The 18789-nt window shown below is 59.3% G+C and carries 16 protein-coding genes; 10 read left to right on the plus strand and 6 right to left on the minus strand.

The features are described from left to right. Window positions 1-6 precede the first annotated feature (6 nt). The 5 genes from spoT (at window position 7) to fpr (ending at window position 7021) form a co-directional block, all read left to right on the plus strand. Window positions 7-2127, plus strand: coding sequence for a bifunctional GTP diphosphokinase/guanosine-3',5'-bis pyrophosphate 3'-pyrophosphohydrolase (gene spoT / locus GQR96_RS24085; RefSeq protein ID WP_004205080.1), 2121 nt, complete (start codon window positions 7-9; stop codon window positions 2125-2127). 161 nt (window positions 2128-2288) lie between these two features. Next, window positions 2289-2978: a tRNA (guanosine(18)-2'-O)-methyltransferase TrmH gene (gene trmH, locus GQR96_RS24090; RefSeq protein ID WP_023319341.1), complete on the plus strand. Its 690-nt coding sequence runs from the start codon at window positions 2289-2291 to the stop codon at window positions 2976-2978. Window positions 2979-2983: 5 nt separating this feature from the next. After that, entirely contained in the window at window positions 2984-5065 is a 2082-nt protein-coding gene (gene recG, locus GQR96_RS24095) for an ATP-dependent DNA helicase RecG (RefSeq protein WP_023319342.1), read from the plus strand. A 48-nt stretch (window positions 5066-5113) separates the two neighbouring features. Further along, window positions 5114-6124 (plus strand): class II fructose-bisphosphatase, encoded by a 1011-nt coding sequence (glpX, locus tag GQR96_RS24100; RefSeq protein ID WP_004205085.1) that lies wholly within the window; start codon window positions 5114-5116, stop codon window positions 6122-6124. 150 nt (window positions 6125-6274) lie between these two features. Beyond that, on the plus strand, window positions 6275-7021 hold the full coding sequence (fpr, locus tag GQR96_RS24105; protein ID WP_004205086.1) for a ferredoxin--NADP(+) reductase: 747 nt from the start codon (window positions 6275-6277) through the stop codon (window positions 7019-7021). Here the strand turns inward: fpr and GQR96_RS24110 are convergent, their stop codons facing one another. Next, entirely contained in the window at window positions 7022-7450 is a 429-nt protein-coding gene (locus GQR96_RS24110) for a DUF805 domain-containing protein (protein WP_004173894.1), read from the minus strand. It lies immediately after the preceding gene. Between the two features lie 112 nt (window positions 7451-7562). Here GQR96_RS24110 and GQR96_RS24115 point away from each other — a divergent pair, with 112 nt between their 5' ends. Both GQR96_RS24115 and tpiA read left to right on the plus strand, forming a co-directional pair. Then, entirely contained in the window at window positions 7563-8162 is a 600-nt protein-coding gene (locus tag GQR96_RS24115; RefSeq protein WP_017900062.1) for a YiiQ family protein, read from the plus strand. A 109-nt stretch (window positions 8163-8271) separates the two neighbouring features. Then, the gene (tpiA, locus tag GQR96_RS24120; protein WP_002922909.1) at window positions 8272-9039 is read left to right on the plus strand and encodes a triose-phosphate isomerase; all 768 of its coding nucleotides are present in this window, start codon (window positions 8272-8274) and stop codon (window positions 9037-9039) included. 92 nt (window positions 9040-9131) lie between these two features. Here the strand turns inward: tpiA and GQR96_RS24125 are convergent, their stop codons facing one another. The 4 genes from GQR96_RS24125 to zapB form a co-directional block, all read right to left on the minus strand. Further along, window positions 9132-10436 carry an SLC13 family permease gene (locus GQR96_RS24125; RefSeq protein ID WP_065903747.1) on the minus strand — a complete coding sequence of 435 codons (1305 nt, stop codon included), beginning with the start codon at window positions 10434-10436 and terminating at the stop codon, window positions 9132-9134. Between the two features lie 64 nt (window positions 10437-10500). Continuing rightward, window positions 10501-11271: a CDP-diacylglycerol diphosphatase gene (locus tag GQR96_RS24130; protein WP_072500780.1), complete on the minus strand. Its 771-nt coding sequence runs from the start codon at window positions 11269-11271 to the stop codon at window positions 10501-10503. 242 nt (window positions 11272-11513) lie between these two features. Further along, a complete protein-coding gene (locus tag GQR96_RS24135) occupies window positions 11514-12503 on the minus strand; it encodes a sulfate ABC transporter substrate-binding protein (RefSeq protein WP_004205090.1) in 990 nt (329 codons plus the stop codon). A gap of 152 nt (window positions 12504-12655) precedes the next feature. Continuing rightward, window positions 12656-12901, minus strand: a complete 246-nt coding sequence (gene zapB / locus GQR96_RS24140) for a septal ring assembly protein ZapB (protein WP_004150222.1) — start codon at window positions 12899-12901, stop codon at window positions 12656-12658. Between the two features lie 442 nt (window positions 12902-13343). On the opposite strand from zapB, the gene GQR96_RS24145 reads away from it, so the two are divergent. Next, entirely contained in the window at window positions 13344-14195 is an 852-nt protein-coding gene (locus GQR96_RS24145) for an MIP/aquaporin family protein (RefSeq protein ID WP_004205091.1), read from the plus strand. A 21-nt stretch (window positions 14196-14216) separates the two neighbouring features. After that, window positions 14217-15728, plus strand: a complete 1512-nt coding sequence (gene glpK / locus GQR96_RS24150; protein WP_004873089.1) for a glycerol kinase GlpK — start codon at window positions 14217-14219, stop codon at window positions 15726-15728. Window positions 15729-15842: 114 nt separating this feature from the next. Here the strand turns inward: glpK and gltS are convergent, their stop codons facing one another. Further along, window positions 15843-17045: a sodium/glutamate symporter gene (gltS, locus tag GQR96_RS24155; protein WP_004205093.1), complete on the minus strand. Its 1203-nt coding sequence runs from the start codon at window positions 17043-17045 to the stop codon at window positions 15843-15845. A 284-nt stretch (window positions 17046-17329) separates the two neighbouring features. Between gltS and GQR96_RS24160 the strand changes: the two genes are divergently transcribed. Beyond that, entirely contained in the window at window positions 17330-18721 is a 1392-nt protein-coding gene (locus GQR96_RS24160; RefSeq protein WP_004150226.1) for a nucleobase:cation symporter-2 family protein, read from the plus strand. Window positions 18722-18789: the final 68 nt, after the last annotated feature.

Below are 18789 nucleotides of genomic sequence, written 5' to 3' on the forward strand. Positions count from 1 at the left end.
TCGCCCTTGTATCTGTTTGAAAGCCTGAATCAGCTGATTCAAAACTACCTGCCGGAAGACCAGATCAAACGTCTGCGGCAGGCGTATCTCGTTGCACGTGACGCTCACGAGGGTCAGACACGTTCAAGCGGTGAACCTTATATCACGCACCCGGTCGCGGTAGCCTGTATTCTGGCCGAGATGAAGCTCGACTACGAAACGCTGATGGCCGCGCTGCTGCATGATGTGATTGAAGATACTCCCGCCACCTACCAGGACATGGAACAGCTTTTTGGTAAAAGCGTCGCCGAACTGGTAGAGGGGGTATCGAAACTTGATAAGCTCAAGTTCCGCGATAAGAAAGAGGCGCAGGCCGAAAACTTTCGTAAAATGATCATGGCGATGGTGCAGGACATCCGCGTCATCCTCATCAAGCTTGCCGACCGCACCCACAACATGCGTACCCTGGGCTCGCTACGCCCGGATAAACGCCGCCGCATCGCCCGTGAAACGCTGGAAATCTACAGCCCGCTGGCGCACCGTTTAGGTATCCATCACATCAAAACTGAGCTCGAAGAGCTGGGCTTTGAGGCGCTGTACCCGAACCGCTACCGCGTCATTAAAGAGGTGGTCAAAGCGGCGCGCGGCAACCGTAAAGAGATGATCCAAAAGATCCTCTCGGAAATCGAAGGGCGTTTGCAGGAAGCGGGGATTCCCTGCCGCGTCAGCGGTCGCGAAAAGCATCTGTACTCGATCTACTGCAAAATGGTGCTCAAAGAGCAGCGTTTTCACTCGATCATGGATATCTACGCCTTCCGCGTTATCGTCCACGATGCCGATGTCTGCTACCGCGTGCTTGGCCAGATGCACAGCCTCTATAAACCGCGTCCAGGTCGTTTCAAAGATTACATCGCCATTCCGAAAGCGAACGGCTATCAGTCTTTGCACACCTCGATGATCGGCCCCCACGGCGTCCCGGTCGAGGTACAAATTCGTACCGAAGACATGGATCAGATGGCGGAGATGGGGGTCGCAGCGCACTGGGCTTATAAAGAGCACGGCGGCGAAAGCAGCACCACCGCGCAAATCCGCGCCCAGCGCTGGATGCAAAGCCTGCTGGAGCTGCAGCAGAGCGCCGGCAGCTCGTTTGAATTTATTGAGAGCGTTAAATCCGATCTGTTCCCCGATGAGATTTACGTTTTCACCCCGGAAGGGCGCATTGTCGAACTGCCCGCTGGCGCCACGCCGGTGGACTTCGCCTATGCGGTGCATACCGATATCGGCCATGCCTGCGTCGGCGCGCGCGTCGACCGCCAGCCCTATCCACTGTCGCAGCCGCTCTCCAGCGGTCAGACTGTCGAAATTATTACCGCGCCGGGCGCACGTCCGAATGCCGCCTGGTTGAACTTTGTCGTCAGCTCAAAGGCGCGCGCCAAGATCCGTCAGCTGCTGAAAAACCTCAAGCGCGATGACTCGGTCAGCCTTGGCCGTCGTCTGCTCAACCACGCGCTGGGCGGTAGCCGCAAACTCGCCGAGATCCCGCCGGAGAATATCCAGCGCGAGCTCGACCGGATGAAGCTGGCCTCGCTTGACGATCTGCTGGCGGAGATCGGTCTGGGCAACGCCATGAGCGTGGTGGTGGCGAAAAACCTGCAGCAGGGCGAAGCCGCTGCGGCACCGGTGCCGGCCAATGCCTCGAACCACGGCCATCTGCCAATCAAAGGCGCCGATGGCGTGCTGATCACTTTCGCCAAATGCTGTCGTCCGATCCCCGGTGACCCGATTATCGCCCACGTCAGTCCCGGCAAAGGGCTGGTTATCCATCATGAATCCTGTCGTAACATCCGCGGCTACCAGAAAGAGCCGGAGAAATTTATGGCGGTTGAGTGGGATAAAGAGACCGCTCAGGAGTTCATTACGGAAATCAAGGTGGATATGTTTAACCACCAGGGCGCACTGGCTAACCTGACGGCGGCGATCAACACCGCCTCTTCCAATATCCAGAGTCTGAATACGGAAGAGAAAGATGGCCGCGTATACAGCGCCTTTATCCGCCTGACCGCCCGCGACCGCGTGCATCTGGCGAATATCATGCGCAAAATCCGCGTCATGCCGGACGTGATTAAAGTCACCCGTAACCGAAATTAGCTTTTAGACAAAACATTCGAATTGCATCAAGGCAGCAAGCGAATGACAAATCTGCCGGGAGCAGATTTGAACGCTGCTTGCAGGCCCCGTCAGGGGCGAGGCTCAGGGATGGGCCGCGTGATCCGCAGCGACTAAAGAGGTAATTCGAAGGATGAAGTGTAATGAATTCACAGCGTTATGCGCGTATCTGCGAGATGCTCGCCAGGCGTCAGCCTGACCTGACGGTCTGCATGGAGCAGGTCCATAAGCCCCATAACGTCTCTGCGGTCATCCGGACCGCAGACGCCGTTGGCGTACACGAGGTGCACGCGGTCTGGCCGAGCAGCCGGATGCGCACCATGGCCTCCGCCGCCGCGGGCAGCAACAGCTGGGTGCAGGTGAAAACCCACCGTACCATCGCAGATGCCGTCGGCCACCTCAAAGGCCAGGGTATGCAAATCCTCGCCACCCATCTTTCCGGCAAAGCCATCGATTTCCGTGAAATCGACTATACGCGCCCAACCTGCATCCTGATGGGTCAGGAGAAAACCGGCATCACTCAGGAAGCGCTGGCCCTGGCCGATCAGGACATTATTATCCCGATGATCGGCATGGTGCAGTCGCTGAACGTCTCCGTCGCCTCGGCGCTGATCCTGTATGAAGCCCAGCGGCAGCGACAGAACGCCGGGATGTACCAACGCGCCAACAGCATGCTGCCGCCGGAAGAGCAGCAGCGCCTGCTGTTTGAAGGCGGCTATCCGGTGCTGGCCCGCGTCGCGAGACAGAAAGGGCTGCCTTACCCCCACGTTAACGAGCAGGGCGAAGTGGAAGCCGATGCCGCGTGGTGGGCCACCATGCAGGCTGCGAGGTAAACCCTATGTCAGGCCGCCTGTTAGATGCCGTTCCGCTCAGTTCACTCACCGGCGTTGGGGCTGCGCAGAGCAGCAAGCTGGCGAAGATCGGCCTGCATACGGTACAGGATCTGCTGCTGCACCTGCCTTTGCGCTACGAAGATCGCACCCATCTTTACCCGATAGCCGATCTGCTGCCCGGGGTTTATGCCACCGTGGAAGGCGAAGTGCTCAACAGCAATATCACCTTCGGCGGCCGTCGAATGATGACCTGCCAGATCAGCGATGGCACCGGCATCCTCACCATGCGCTTTTTCAACTTCAACGCGGCGATGAAAAACAGCCTCGCGACCGGTCGACGAGTGCTGGCCTACGGTGAAGCCAAACGCGGGAAGTACGGCGCCGAAATGATCCACCCGGAATACCGCGTCCAGGGCGATATGAGCACCCCGGAGCTGCAGGAGACCCTGACGCCGGTCTACCCGACTACCGAAGGCATTAAGCAGGCGACCCTGCGCAAGCTCACCGATCAGGCGCTCGAGCTGCTCGAGACCTGCGCAATTAGCGAACTCCTGCCGCCGGAGCTGGCGCAGGGGATGATGAGCCTGCCGGAGGCGCTGCGTACGCTGCACCGTCCGCCTCCCTCCTTGCAACTTAGCGAGCTGGAAAGCGGCAAGCACCCGGCGCAGCAGCGCCTGATTCTGGAAGAGCTGCTGGCGCACAACCTCAGCATGCTGGCGCTACGGGCAGGCGCCCAGCGCTATCACGCCCTGCCGCTCGGCGCCAACGATACCCTGAAAAATCAGCTGCTGGCCTCTCTGCCCTTTAAGCCCACCGGCGCGCAGGCGCGGGTCACCGCCGAGATCGAGCGCGATATGGCGCTGGACGTGCCGATGATGCGCCTGGTGCAGGGCGACGTTGGCTCCGGTAAAACGCTGGTCGCCGCCCTGGCCGCTCTGCGCGCTATCGCCCACGGCAAACAGGTGGCGCTGATGGCGCCCACCGAACTGCTCGCCGAGCAGCACGCCAACAACTTCCGCAGCTGGTTTGCACCGCTGGGCATTGAGGTCGGCTGGCTGGCGGGCAAACAGAAAGGCAAAGCACGCCAGGCGCAGCAGGACGCTATCGCCAGCGGCGAGGTGCAGATGATTGTCGGCACCCACGCCATCTTCCAGGAACAGGTGCAGTTTAACGGCCTGGCGCTGGTGATCATCGACGAACAGCACCGCTTCGGCGTACACCAGCGGCTGGCGCTGTGGGAGAAAGGTCAGCAGCAAGGTTTCCACCCGCATCAGCTGATCATGACCGCCACGCCGATCCCGCGCACCCTGGCGATGACCGCCTACGCCGACCTCGATACCTCGGTTATCGACGAGCTGCCGCCGGGCCGAACCCCGGTGACTACCGTCGCTATCCCGGACACCCGGCGCAGCGATATTATTGACCGCGTGCGCAACGCTTGCACCCACGAAGGCCGCCAGGCGTATTGGGTCTGTACGCTGATTGAGGAGTCCGATCTGCTGGAGGCCCAGGCGGCGGAAGCGACCTGGGAGGAGCTCAAGCTGGCGCTGCCGGAGCTGAATATCGGTCTGGTGCACGGGCGGATGAAACCGGCGGAGAAGCAGGCGGTGATGCAGGCTTTCAAGCAGGGCGAAATGCATCTGCTGGTGGCCACGACGGTCATTGAAGTCGGTGTCGACGTACCGAACTCGAGCCTGATGATTATCGAAAACCCGGAACGTCTGGGTCTGGCGCAGCTGCACCAGCTCAGAGGGCGCGTCGGGCGCGGCGCGGTCGCTTCCCACTGCGTGCTACTCTATAAATCGCCGCTCTCTAAAACGGCGCAGAAACGCCTGCAGGTGCTGCGTGACAGTAACGACGGTTTCGTCATCGCCCAGAAAGACCTTGAAATTCGCGGTCCCGGTGAGCTGCTCGGCACCCGCCAGACCGGCAACGCTGAGTTTAAAGTGGCGGATTTGCTGCGCGATCAGGCGATGATCCCCGACGTTCAGCGCATAGCGCGCCACATTCATGAACGCTATCCGCTGCAGGCCCAGGCGCTGATCGAGCGCTGGATGCCGGAAACCGAACGCTATTCCAACGCGTAGCGCGCTTTTGCCGCGCTGCGGGCAATCTTTCTACACAATGAGTGGATTATGAAACGAGAACTGGCCATCGAATTTTCGCGTGTCACCGAAGCCGCCGCGCTGGCGGGCTATAAATGGCTGGGCCGCGGCGATAAAAACTCCGCCGACGGCGCAGCGGTTAACGCCATGCGCATTATGCTTAACCTCGTCAATATCGACGGCACCATCGTCATCGGCGAGGGCGAAATCGATGAAGCGCCGATGCTCTATATCGGCGAAAAAGTGGGCACCGGCCAGGGCGATGCGGTGGATATCGCCGTCGATCCCATCGAAGGTACCCGGATGACGGCGATGGGCCAGGCTAATGCCCTGGCAGTGATGGCGGTCGGCGATAAAGGCTGCTTCCTCAACGCGCCGGATATGTATATGGAAAAGCTGATTGTCGGCCCAGGCGCTAAAGGTGCTATCGATCTCAATCTGCCGCTGGAAGAGAACCTGCGCAATATCGCCCGCGCGCTGAACAAGCCGCTGGGCGAGCTGACCGTCACCGTGCTGGCGAAACCGCGCCACGATGCGGCGATTGCTCAGCTGCAGCAGCTGGGCGTGCGCGTGTTCGCCATTCCCGATGGCGACGTCGCGGCCTCCATTCTCACCTGCATGCCGGATAGCGAAGTGGACGTGCTGTACGGCATCGGCGGCGCGCCGGAAGGGGTGGTTTCCGCCGCGGTGATCCGCGCGCTCGACGGCGATATGCAGGGCCGCCTGCTGGCTCGTCACCACGTGAAGGGCGACAGCGAAGAGAATCGCCGCATCGGTGAAAACGAGCTGGCGCGCTGCAAAACCATGGGCATCGAAGCGGGTAAAGTGCTGCGCCTTGATGAAATGGCGCGCAGCGATAACGTCGTCTTCTCCGCTACCGGCATCACCAAAGGCGATCTGCTGGACGGCATCACCCGTAAGGGCAATATGGCCACCACCGAGACGCTGCTGATCCGCGGCAAGTCGCGCACCATCCGTCGGATCCAGTCGATTCATTACCTCGACCGTAAAGATCCGGACGTCCAGCAGCACATCCTGTAATACCGCTTTCTCTCCTCCAGGCAACCGTCCGCGGGCGGTTGTCCTGTTCTTCGTTTATATTTGATCAATAGAGCTTTCTTGCGCCTGCGGGGTGGAAATCTTGCCCGTCAGGGCCGAAGATAAGGCATCGCTTGGCAACAGGAGAAGACGATGGCGGACTGGGTTAGCGGCAAAGTGACAAAAGTGGAGTACTGGACGGACGCCTTGTTCAGTTTATACGTGCGGGCGCCTGTCCATCCGTTTACCGCCGGGCAATTTACCAAGCTCGGGCTGGAAATCGACGGCGAACGCGTGCAGCGCGCCTACTCCTACGTCAACGCCCCCGGCAATCCCGATCTCGAGTTCTATCTGGTCACCGTCCCGGAAGGCAAGCTGAGCCCGCGTCTGGCGGCGCTGAAACCGGGCGATGAGGTCCAGGTGGTGAGCGAAGCGGCTGGCTTCTTCGTCCTCGAGGAAGTACCGGATTGCGATACTCTGTGGATGCTGGCGACCGGCACCGCCCTCGGGCCTTATCTGTCGATTCTCCAGGAAGGCAAAGATCTTGAGCGATTTAATCATCTGGTGCTGGTCCACGCCGTGCGCTACGCCGCGGACCTGAGCTATCTGCCGCTGATGCGCGAACTCGAGCAGCGCTACGCCGGCAAATTACGCATCCAGACGGTGGTCAGCCGCGAAACCGTGGCAGGCTCGCTGACCGGCCGGGTGCCGTTCCTGATTGAAACCGGGGCGCTGGAGGAGGCGGTCGGCCTGCCGATGACCCGCGACACCAGCCATGTGATGCTGTGCGGCAACCCGCAGATGGTGCGCGATACCCAACAGCTGTTAAAAGAGACCCGGCAGATGACCAAACATCTGCGTCGCCGGCCGGGCCACATGACGGCGGAGCACTACTGGTAATCAGGCGTCCGCTTTCCAGCGCACGTCCTGGGTCTCCTTGCCGAACTTATTCTCGCCCTGGGTGCCGACAAACGCCCCCAGGTCGATCAGCATCATGACGATAATCAGCGTCGGCACAAAGCGCCCAACGCCCCACTGCCAGACCTGCGGCAGCATCGCCCAGTTCCCCGCCAGCAGCATCCACGCCAGAATCATCAGCAGCGCCCACAGTCCGGATTTGCCGCGATCGTGCAGCCGCTTCACCACCACCGCCGCCGTCGGCCACAGCAGGCAGACAATAATAAACGCCGCCGTCTGCAGATTAAGCAGATTGCTGCCTGCCAGGGTGAACAGCGCGCTCATGGTCACCAGCCAAATGGCAATCCAGATCCAGAAATCGCGGCGGCCAATGCGCCCTTTAATTGAGAATAACCACTGCTGTAGGGTCATGCGTTTTTCCTTATCATCATCGTCTGCGTAGTTTACCCTGGCGTCGTGACTTTTTGACAAGCGCCGCGCTTCCCGATTTAATCGTCAGCAGGCAAAAAAAGGAACGACGGGCATGAAGAAGTGGACAATCTTGTGTTTCAGTGGGCTGATGGGCCTTGCCGTCGGCCCGCATGCGTTGTCCGCAGAAAGCGAATCGACGACCGCTGCCCCCTACCTGCTCGCCGGCGCGCCGAGTTTTGACCTGTCGATCAGCCAGTTCCGGGAAAAATTTAACGCCGATAACCCGAAGCTGCCTCTGAATGAATTCCGTTCCATATCAACCAGCCGCGATAGGGCTAACCTGACCCGCGCCGCCAGCAAGATTAACGAAAATCTCTACGCCTCCACCGCGCTGGAGCGCGGCACGCTGAAGATCAAATCCATGCAGATCACCTGGCTGCCGATCCAGGGGCCGGAGCAAAAGGCGGCGAAGGCCAAAGCGCTGGAGTATATGAGCGCCATGATCCGCGCCTTCGTGCCCACCCTTAGCCCGGCGCAGAGCCAGCAAAAACTGCAGAAACTGCTGACTGCCGGCAAAGGCAAACGCTACTTCTCCGACACCGAGGGCGCTGTGCGCTATGTGGTGGCAGATCATGGTGAAAAGGGTCTGACCTTCGCTGTTGAACCGATTAAGCTGGCGCTATCTGAAACGCTGGAAGGTAACAATAAATGACAAAAAGCAAAGCCTTTCCAGTGACGAGTCTCTATACTGTTTCACAGACCATGCTGCCCTCTGGGGCGGCTATATTCCTTAATTCGCTTAAGTAGCGTGGAGAATTAAAATGCGACATCCTTTAGTGATGGGTAACTGGAAACTGAACGGCAGCCGCCACATGGTAAACGAACTGGTTGCGAACCTGCGTACCGAGCTGGCTGGCGTAAGCGGCTGCGCAGTTGCCATCGCCCCGCCGGAAATGTATCTGGACCTGGCTAAGCGTGCGGCAGAAGGCAGCCACATCCACCTGGGCGCGCAGAACGTTGACGTAAACCTGTCCGGCGCTTTCACCGGTGAAACCTCCGCCGAAATGCTGAAAGATATCGGCGCGCAGTACATCATCATCGGCCACTCCGAGCGTCGTACCTACCACAAAGAATCCGACGAGCTGATCGCGAAGAAATTCGCCGTGCTGAAAGAGCAGGGTCTGACTCCGGTACTGTGCATCGGTGAAACCGAAGCCGAAAACGAAGCGGGCAAAACGGAAGAAGTTTGCGCACGTCAGATCGACGCGGTACTGAAAACGCAGGGCGCTGCCGCTTTCGAAGGCGTGGTTATCGCTTACGAACCGGTATGGGCTATCGGTACCGGCAAATCCGCGACCCCGGCTCAGGCTCAGGCGGTGCACAAATTCATCCGTGACCACATTGCTAAAGCTGACGCGAAAATCGCTGAGCAAGTGATCATCCAGTACGGCGGTTCCGTTAACGCTGGCAACGCCGCAGAGCTGTTCACCCAGCCGGACATCGACGGTGCGCTGGTTGGCGGCGCCTCCCTGAAAGCTGACGCTTTCGCGGTGATCGTTAAAGCAGCAGAAGCAGCGAAAAAAGCGTAATTCGCTTTTCCCGGTGGCGACACGCGACCGGGTTGACTGACAAAACGTGGGAGCCTGGCTTAGCACAGCGCAAGCCGGGCTTTCTTTTGCCGTTACAGTTTCCCCAACAGCTGATACCACGCGTAGTCCAGCGGCAGTAAAATCAAATAGCTCACCGCCGCCAGCGCCAGACAAAGCAACATCCCCGCCCTCGCCGGGACTTTGCCTAACCCCATCGCGACCACGATTGGCGACGCCTGATACGGCAGCAGCGGCGTGGAATAGCCCAGCACCTGAATCATAATCACGCTCAGCAGCGGGAAGCCGGTGGCGTCGGCAAAGCTCTGGGCAAAGGTGGTATACAGCGCCGGCACGCCGTTGGCGGTCATAATAAAGTTCAGCGCGCTGGTAATTCCGGTCAGCGCCAGGAAGCTGGTGAAAGGATTGTCCTTATCCAGGGGCATCACCTGCAGCAGCGCATTGCCCACCGCACCGCCAATTCCGGTTTGGGTGACGGCGATCGCCAGTCCCAGAATCCCGGCAACATAAATGCAGGTGCGCATATTCACCCCGCTGGCAAACTCTTCGCCGCTGATAAAGCCCACCCGCGGCAGCAGCGTGACCACCGCCGCCGCCAGGCCGGTCCACGCCGGGCCGATGCCATGCCAGCTCTCGGTCACCCACAGCATGAGGACCACCGCCAGCAGCCACGCCAGACGCTTCTCGTCGCGGCTCATCGCCGGCAGCGGCGCCAGGTCGCGCGGCGGATGCGGCTTACCGGGAAACAGCCAGCAGATCAGCGCCACCAGCGCCGCCCCTTTCAGCCAGCCAAGCACCGGCGTATGCAGCAGTAAATAGGGAACATAATTCAGATGGATACCGTACGAGCCCTCCGCCGCGCCGCTCATCACCAGATTCGGCACGTTGGCGGGCAAAATCGTCGCCGAAAGCTGAAAGGTGCCGAACCCCACTGCCAGCGCCAGGCCGAACCAGCCGCGGCTGCCGTCGGCAATGCCCGCCCGGCGGGCCATCGCCGCCACGATCGGCATCAGCAGCGCGATGCGCCCCATGTTGGAAGGCATCACGAACGCCAGGGCATAGCTCAGGAGTACCACGCTGGCGACCATCCGCGGCCAGGAGTCGGTTAGCCGCGCCGACAGCGCCTGCGCCGCCCGGTCCGCCAGCCCGGTTTTACGGATCGCGATGCCGAGCACAAAGCCGCTGAACACCAGCCAGAAGGCCGAGGAGGCAAAGCCGCCAAAGATCACCTCCGGCGGGGCGATTTTCGCCATCATCGCCGCAGCGAAAAACAGCAGCGCGGTGATAAATTCCGGCAGCAGCGACGACGCCCAGAGCACAATGGTAACGCCGACAATCAGTGAAGGGAGGAACAGCGGGTGGGTAAGCCAGAGCGACATGCCTGTCTCCTGTCGTTTTTTTCAGCAAGAATACGACGACAGGTAAGACAGGTAAACGCCAGAACTAGTGGTTTGCGTTAAGGATGGCGCAGCGATGATCCTGAATTTCTTCCGCTGAAGCCCGGTTCAGGGACAGCAGGTTACGCTCCGTCGCCAGCAGCACCAGCGAGCCGTCGCTCTGCTGCGCCATCGCCAGCGCATAGCGTCCCATATGCTGACGCGCCTCCGGCACCTCTTCCGCCAGCATCAGGAACGGGCTGCGCTGGGCGAGCTCCGCCTCCGTCACCCGGCGCGCCAGATATTCATGGCCCTGAAGCCCACCCGGCAACGGCAGCCAGCGGCTGCTGATCGCCGCCGCATCCTTGTCTAACTGCGCGCGCACATCGGGGCGCAGGCAGGAGATATGAATATGGAAATGGTTTTGCGTGCGTCCGCTGCGCGAGTTGATCGCCAGCGATACCGCGTTATCGGGAACCGGCGCGCCGTGGCGCTGGCTCATGATCTCACGCCCCTGCCAGGCCTGCCAGAAGAAGTTCGGCGTCAGTGGATCCAACAGCAGCGGGCTTTCGGTGCCGTTAATGCGGTAGGTCGGCATCAGCAAATACTGCAGCGGGCCGTTACGATCTTTAAACAGCACATAGCCGCCCTTGAGGTTCACTTCGGCACACGGCGACGGGTTTTGCTGCTGTTGCTGATGGGGAACGCACTGCTGCAGAACAATCTTGCGCAACGCGTCCGGGTTGCCAGAGTGCAGCCAGTAGTAGCCGCCCGCCAGCGCCGCGAGGATCGCCACTAGCAGCGCCAGCAAAAAGTATCTTACTCTTCTCATTTTCATTCCCTGTTAAGCCTGAAGCGGAAGAGTAACGTAATTTGATGACTAAATGAAAACAGATGACGGGCGGAGCGTTTTCCGGGTCGCGGCTGGCGCCTTACCCGGGCTACGTACGGCGCAAAACTGTAGCCCTGCTAAGCGTAGCGCAAGCAGGGATTCCCGGGTAGCGGCTGACGCCTTACCCGGGTTACGCACAGCGCAAAACTGTAGCCCTGCTAAGCGTAGCGCAAGCAGGGACAAGAGAATTAACGCTGGCTAATCTGGTCGAAGGTGCCGCCGTTGGAGAAGTGCTCTTTCTGCGCTTTCGTCCAGCCGCCGAACTCCTGATCGATAGTGAACAGTTTCAGTTTCGGGAATTCATTAGCATATTTCTTGGCCACGTTCGGATCGCGCGGACGGTAGAAGTTCTTCGCCGCAATCTCCTGGCCTTCCGGCGAGTAGAGATACTTCAGGTACGCTTCCGCCACCTGGCGGGTGCCTTTCTTATCCACGACTTTATCGACCACCGAAACGGTCGGCTCAGCCAGAATCGACTCACTCGGGGTCACGATTTCAAACTTGTCTTTGCCCAGTTCGTTGGTCGCCAGCAGCGCTTCGTTTTCCCAGGCGATCAGCACATCGCCGATCCCGCGTTCTACGAAGGTATTGGTCGAACCGCGCGCGCCAGAGTCCAGCACTTCCACATTTTTATACAGCGCCTTGACGAAATCCTGGGCTTTCGCCTGGTCGCCATGGTTCTGATGCAGGGCATAGCCCCATGCCGCCAGGTAGTTCCAGCGAGCGCCGCCGGAGCTTTTCGGGTTCGGGGTGATGACCGACACGCCCGGTTTGATCAGGTCGTTCCAGTCATGGATCTGTTTCGGGTTGCCCTTACGGACAAGGAACACGATGGTGGAAGTATAAGGCGCGGAGTTATCCGGCAGGCGCTTCAGCCAGTTTTTATCGATACGGCCGCGCTCGGCGATCGCGTCGACGTCGTAGGCCAGCGCCAGCGTAACCACATCCGCTTCAATACCGTTAATCACCGAGGTCGCCTGCTTGCCGGAGCCGCCGTGCGACTGGCGGATCACCACGTTGTCGCCGGTCTCCTGCTTCCAGTGCGCGCTGAACGCTTTGTTGTACTGTTCGTACAGCTCGCGCGTTGGATCATAAGATACGTTTAATAGCTGAAAATCTTTTGCCAGAACGCTGGCGGATGCCAGCAACAGAGTTAACCCTACGCCCCACTTATTCATCGCACCGCTCTCTTTATGTCGTGTTGTGATGGGCTAAGCGTGCCAGAAAGCGATTCAATGATTAAAGAATAAAAAAAGATTGGCTATAACTTGTGAGTATAAAGGAAGGGATAAGGATCACCCCCTCCCTGGCGGGAGAGGGCGTGAAGCGATTAGACTTCTTCCATGCGGCCCAGCAGCGCCTGCAGACGCTCCTGCCAGCCCTGCTGCTGCTCTTTCAGCTGGCTGTTTTCGCGCTCCAGCTCTTCACGACCATGCTGCGCGCTCTGAACTTCCTGCACCAGGGTGTTGTTCTTTTCTTTCAGCTCTTCGATTTCCATCTGCAACAGAGTGATGGTATCAATCGCCTGCTGAACCTTAGATTCTAATTTCTCAAACACTTCTAATGACATCGTCATACCTCTCCTGAACTTGCAAGGCGTTGATAGAAACTGGTGTTTCGTATACGCGGTCCCGCCTTAACGAAAATTAGCGCACATAGCGGTGTTATCGTCGATTGTATGAATCCCCGCCGCCCCTGTCCAGCGACAAGCCGCGCAGATTGCGGTTTGCAACACTTTTCAGTCTTTACCTGGTACTTTCAGCGCAGTTCGCTCGTACTTCATGAGCCATTGTTAATATTATGGTTAACAAAATGCGAGGTGAAACGCTCCGGCAGCGCGCTTAATGCGCGCGAATGGCGCGAAAACGCTCATTTTCTTGACGTGGTACACACATTTGAAGTTCGATATTTCTCGTTTTTGCTCGTTAACGATAAATTAACACTATGCCTACATGGCAATATGGTCGTCTGTGACCACCCTACATACAATAATCATCACCACGCTTCAGGATTCGATTATGAGCCAAACATCAACCTTAAAAGGCCAGTGCATCGCAGAGTTCCTCGGTACCGGGTTGTTGATCTTTTTCGGCGTTGGGTGCGTGGCTGCGCTCAAGGTCGCGGGAGCCAGCTTCGGACAGTGGGAAATCAGCATCATCTGGGGTCTGGGCGTCGCCATGGCGATCTACCTGACCGCAGGGGTATCCGGTGCGCACCTTAACCCTGCGGTGACTATCGCGCTCTGGCTGTTCGCCTGCTTCGATGGCCGCAAAGTGGTTCCTTTTATTATTTCGCAATTCGCTGGCGCCTTTTGCGCTGCGGCATTAGTTTACGGGCTTTATTACAATCTTTTCCTCGATTATGAAACCACCCACCATATGGTACGCGGCAGCGTGGAAAGCCTTGATCTGGCTGGCATCTTCTCCACTTACCCGAACCCGCATATCAATTTTGTGCAGGCCTTCGCGGTAGAGATGGTGATTACCGCTATCCTGATGGGCGTCATCCTGGCGCTGACCGACGATGGCAACGGTGTGCCGCGCGGCCCGCTGGCGCCGCTGCTGATCGGCCTGCTGATCGCGGTGATTGGCGCCTCCATGGGACCGCTGACCGGCTTCGCCATGAACCCGGCGCGTGATATCGGCCCGAAAGCCTTCGCCTGGCTGGCCGGCTGGGGCGACGTCGCCTTCACCGGCGGTAAAGATATTCCTTATTTCCTGGTGCCGCTGTGCGCACCGGTGGTCGGCGCGGCGCTGGGCGCGTTCAGCTATCGTAAGCTGATTGGCCGCCACCTGCCTTGCGACACCTGCGTGGACGAAGAGCAAGAGAGCCCCTCCTCTTCCTCCACTCAACATAAAGCTTCGCTGTAATCTGACTACGGGACACCGACTATGACCGACAAAAAATATATCGTTGCGCTTGACCAGGGCACTACCAGCTCCCGGGCCGTTGTGATGGATCATGATGCCAATATCGTCAGCGTCTCCCAGCGAGAATTCGAACAAATTTATCCTAAGCCAGGCTGGGTTGAACACGACCCGATGGAAATCTGGGCGTCCCAAAGCTCGACGCTGGTCGAAGCGCTGGCCAAAGCGGATATCAACTCCGATCAGATCGCGGCCATCGGTATCACCAACCAGCGTGAGACCGTGGTGGTGTGGGAGCGCGAGACCGGCAAACCGATCTATAACGCCATCGTCTGGCAGTGCCGCCGCACCGCCGAGATCTGCGAGCAGCTCAAGCGTGACGGGATGGAGGAGTATATCCGCAAGGCCACTGGCCTGGTGGTGGACCCCTACTTCTCCGGCACCAAGGTGAAATGGATCCTCGACCATGTCGAAGGTTCCCGTGAGCGTGCGAAGCGCGGTGAGCTGCTGTTCGGCACCGTGGACACCTGGCTTATCTGGAAGATGACCCAGGGTCGCGTGCATGTCACCGACTACACCAACGCCTCGCGTACCATGCTGTTCAACATCCACGACCTGGACTGGGACGACAAGATGCTCGACGCGCTGGATATTCCGCGCGCCATGCTGCCGGAAGTACGCAAGTCGTCCGAAGTGTACGGCCAGACCAACATCGGTGGTAAAGGCGGGACCCGCATTCCTATCGCCGGGATCGCCGGTGACCAGCAGGCGGCCCTGTTCGGCCAGCTGTGCGTCAAGGAAGGGATGGCGAAAAACACCTACGGCACCGGCTGCTTTATGCTGATGAACACCGGCGAAAAAGCGGTGACCTCCACTCACGGTCTGCTGACCACCATCGCCTGCGGTCCGCGCGGCGAGGTGAACTACGCACTGGAAGGGGCGGTGTTTATGGCTGGCGCCTCCATTCAGTGGCTGCGCGACGAGATGAAGCTCATCAGCGATGCGTTCGATTCCGAGTACTTCGCCACCAAAGTGAAGGACACCAACGGCGTGTACGTCGTGCCTGCGTTCACCGGTCTTGGCGCGCCGTACTGGGACCCCTATGCCCGCGGCGCGATTTTCGGCCTCACCCGTGGCGTGAACTCGAACCACATTATCCGTGCGACGCTGGAGTCCATCGCCTATCAGACCCGCGACGTGCTGGAAGCGATGCAGGCTGACTCCGGTATCCGTCTGCATGCGCTGCGCGTGGATGGCGGCGCGGTGGCCAACAACTTCCTCATGCAGTTCCAGTCCGATATCCTCGGCACCCGCGTGGAGCGTCCGGAAGTGCGCGAAGTTACAGCCCTGGGCGCCGCCTATCTGGCCGGTCTGGCGGTCGGCTTCTGGCAGAACCTCGATGAGCTGCAGGAAAAAGCGGTGATTGAGCGTGAATTCCGCCCGGGGATTGAAACCACCGAGCGTAACTATCGTTACAGCGGCTGGAAGAAAGCGGTGAAACGCGCGTTAGCGTGGGAAGAGCACGACGAAGCGTAAGATTGTGGAGGTATTCCCGGCTTGCGGCGTAAACGCCTTAGCCGGGCTACAAAACCCCAAACAGCACGATCTTGTAGCCCGGACAGGTGCGCAGCACCGCCTCCGGGTTTTTTATCAACCAAACATCGGCAGCAACAGGTACAGCTTAATCACCAGCGCGTTGACGATATCGATAAAGAACGCCCCCACCATCGGCACCACCAGGAAGGCCATATGTGACGGGCCGAAACGGTCGGTAATTGCCTGCATATTGGCGATCGCCGTCGGCGTTGCCCCCAGACCAAACCCGCAATGCCCGGCTGCCAGCACCGCGGCATCGTAGTTTTTACCCATCATCCGATAGGTGACGAACACTGCATACAGCGCCATCGCTACCGCCTGCACCGCCAGGATAATAATCATCGGCAGCGCCAGAGAAGCCAGTTCCCAGAGCTTGAGGCTCATCAGCGCCATGGCGAGGAACAGCGACAGGCTGACGTTGCCCAGCACCGACACCGCGCGATCGAACACCCGATACAGCCCCGCCAGCGCCAGGCTGTTGCTGAGGATCACGCCGATAAACAGCACGCAGACAAAAGTCGGCAATTCAAAGACACTGCCCGCCAACAGTTGCGCAACCACCTTGCCCACCGTCAGACAGATAGCGATCAGGGCGATACTCTCGATCAGCACCAGCGAGGTGATCACCCGCCCCACGTCCGGCTTTTCGAAGGCGGTCGGCGCCACCTGATCGTCCGGCGTCCCGTCCGGCGAGGAAGAGTGTTTCACCAGGTAACGCGCCACCGGGCCGCCGATCAGGCCGCCGAGCACCAGGCCGAAAGTCGCGCAGGCCATCGCCACCTCGGTGGCGTTGGCAAAACCATAGCGCTCAACGAACAGCTTGCTCCATGCCGCCCCGGTGCCGTGGCCGCCGGAAAGGGTAATAGAACCGGCCAGCAGACCCATCAGCGGATCCAGGCCCAACAGCTTCGCCATGCCGATACCGAGGGCGTTCTGCAGCAGCAACAGACCAACCACCACAATCAGAAAGGTACCCAGTACCTTGCCGCCCGCCCGCAGGCTGGCCAGGTTGGCGTTCAGACCGATGGTGGCGAAGAACGCCAGCATCAGCGGATCTTTGAGGCTCATATCGAAATCAATATCGATATCCATACTTTTTTTCAGCACCAGCAGCGCCAGCGCCACCAGCAGACCGCCGGCAACAGGTTCAGGAATGGTGTATTTCTTGAGGAGGGGTACGGTTTGGACGAGTTTTCTGCCGAGTAATAGCACAAGCGTTGCGGCAACGAGCGTCGATAAGGTATCGAGATGAAACATAAAAAGCTCCTTATGGGCGCATGATCCATTCACACGCGACGATATTCCTGGTGTCTTTAGCTTCTCTTCATGAGGAGGCAGAGGGGGATTTTACGCAGAACGGCGGAAAAAATGACAGAAAAAGATATTTTGTATCCTGAATGATGCGATTTAGCATACAAAATGTTAATAATCTCGTTGCGCATATTCACAGCATAAATTTTTATGGGCAAACGCTGGCAAACGTTTGCTTTTGGTCTACAGTCCGATAAAATTCCCGCTTTGCCACCTTGGGATTGCTTGTGATGTCCGTTAACACCGCAGAGTCAGAAAATGCGCAACCGGTTGCGCATAAACCAGCCAGCGAATTAATTTACCGCCTCGAAGATCGCCCGCCCCTACCGCAAACCCTGTTCGCCGCCTTCCAGCACCTGCTGGCGATGTTTGTCGCGGTGATCACCCCGGCGCTATTAATCTGCCAGGCTCTCGGTCTCCCGGCGCAAGATACCCAACATATCATCAGCATGTCGCTGTTCGCCTCCGGCGTGGCCTCCATTATTCAGATCAAAGCCTGGGGCCCGGTCGGTTCCGGACTGCTCTCCATCCAGGGCACCAGCTTCAACTTTGTCGCCCCGCTGATCATGGGCGGCACCGCGCTGAAAACCGGCGGCGCCGACGTCCCGACGATGATGGCCGCCCTGTTCGGCACCCTGATGCTGGCCAGCTGCACGGAAATGGTCCTCTCCCGCGTCCTGCACCTCGCGCGCCGCATCATTACCCCGCTGGTCTCCGGCGTGGTGGTGATGATCATCGGCCTGTCGCTGATTCAGGTTGGGTTGACCTCCATCGGCGGCGGCTACGCGGCGATGGCCGACCATACCTTCGGCGCGCCGAAGAACCTGCTGCTGGCGGGCATCGTGCTGGCGCTGATCATCATTCTCAACCGCCAGCGTAATCCCTATTTGCGCATCGCTTCGCTGGTAATTGCCATGGCGGCGGGCTATCTGGCGGCGTGGTTCCTGGATATGCTGCCGGCCAACACCGCCCCGACCAACAGCAGCCTCATCACCGTCCCGACGCCACTCTACTATGGCCTCGGCATTGACTGGAGCCTGCTGCTGCCGCTGATGCTGGTGTTTATGATCACCTCCCTGGAAACCATCGGCGATATCACCGCCACCTCCGACGTCTCCGAACAGCCGGTCTCGGGTCCGCTGTATATGAAGCGCCTGAAAGGCGGCGTGCTGGCTAACGGCCTCAACTCCTTTGTGTCCGCGGTCTTCAACACCTTCCCGAACTCCTGCTTCGGCCAGAACAACGGCGTGATCCAGCTGACCGGCGTCGCCAGCCGCTACGTCGGCTTTGTGGTGGCGCTGATGCTGATCGTCCTCGGGCTGTTCCCGGCGGTGAGCGGCTTCGTACAGCATATCCCTGAGCCAGTGCTCGGCGGCGCCACGCTGGTGATGTTCGGCACCATCGCCGCGTCCGGCGTGCGCATCGTCTCCCGCGAGCCGCTGAATCGCCGGGCGATCCTGATTATCGCCCTGTCGCTGGCGGTGGGCCTCGGCGTGTCGCAGCAGCCGTTGATCCTGCAGTTCGCGCCGGACTGGCTGAAGAATCTGCTCTCCTCCGGTATCGCCGCCGGCGGTATCACGGCGATTGTTCTGAATTTAATTTTCCCGCCAGAAAAAGCCTGATTTAACGCGTCCCGGTCGTGCCATCGGCCGGGGCACCCTGGCGCTGCCCTCCACCGCCTGCCCCGTCA

The organism is Klebsiella sp. PCX (assembly GCF_021869705.1).
GTDB lineage: Bacteria > Pseudomonadota > Gammaproteobacteria > Enterobacterales > Enterobacteriaceae > Klebsiella > Klebsiella quasipneumoniae.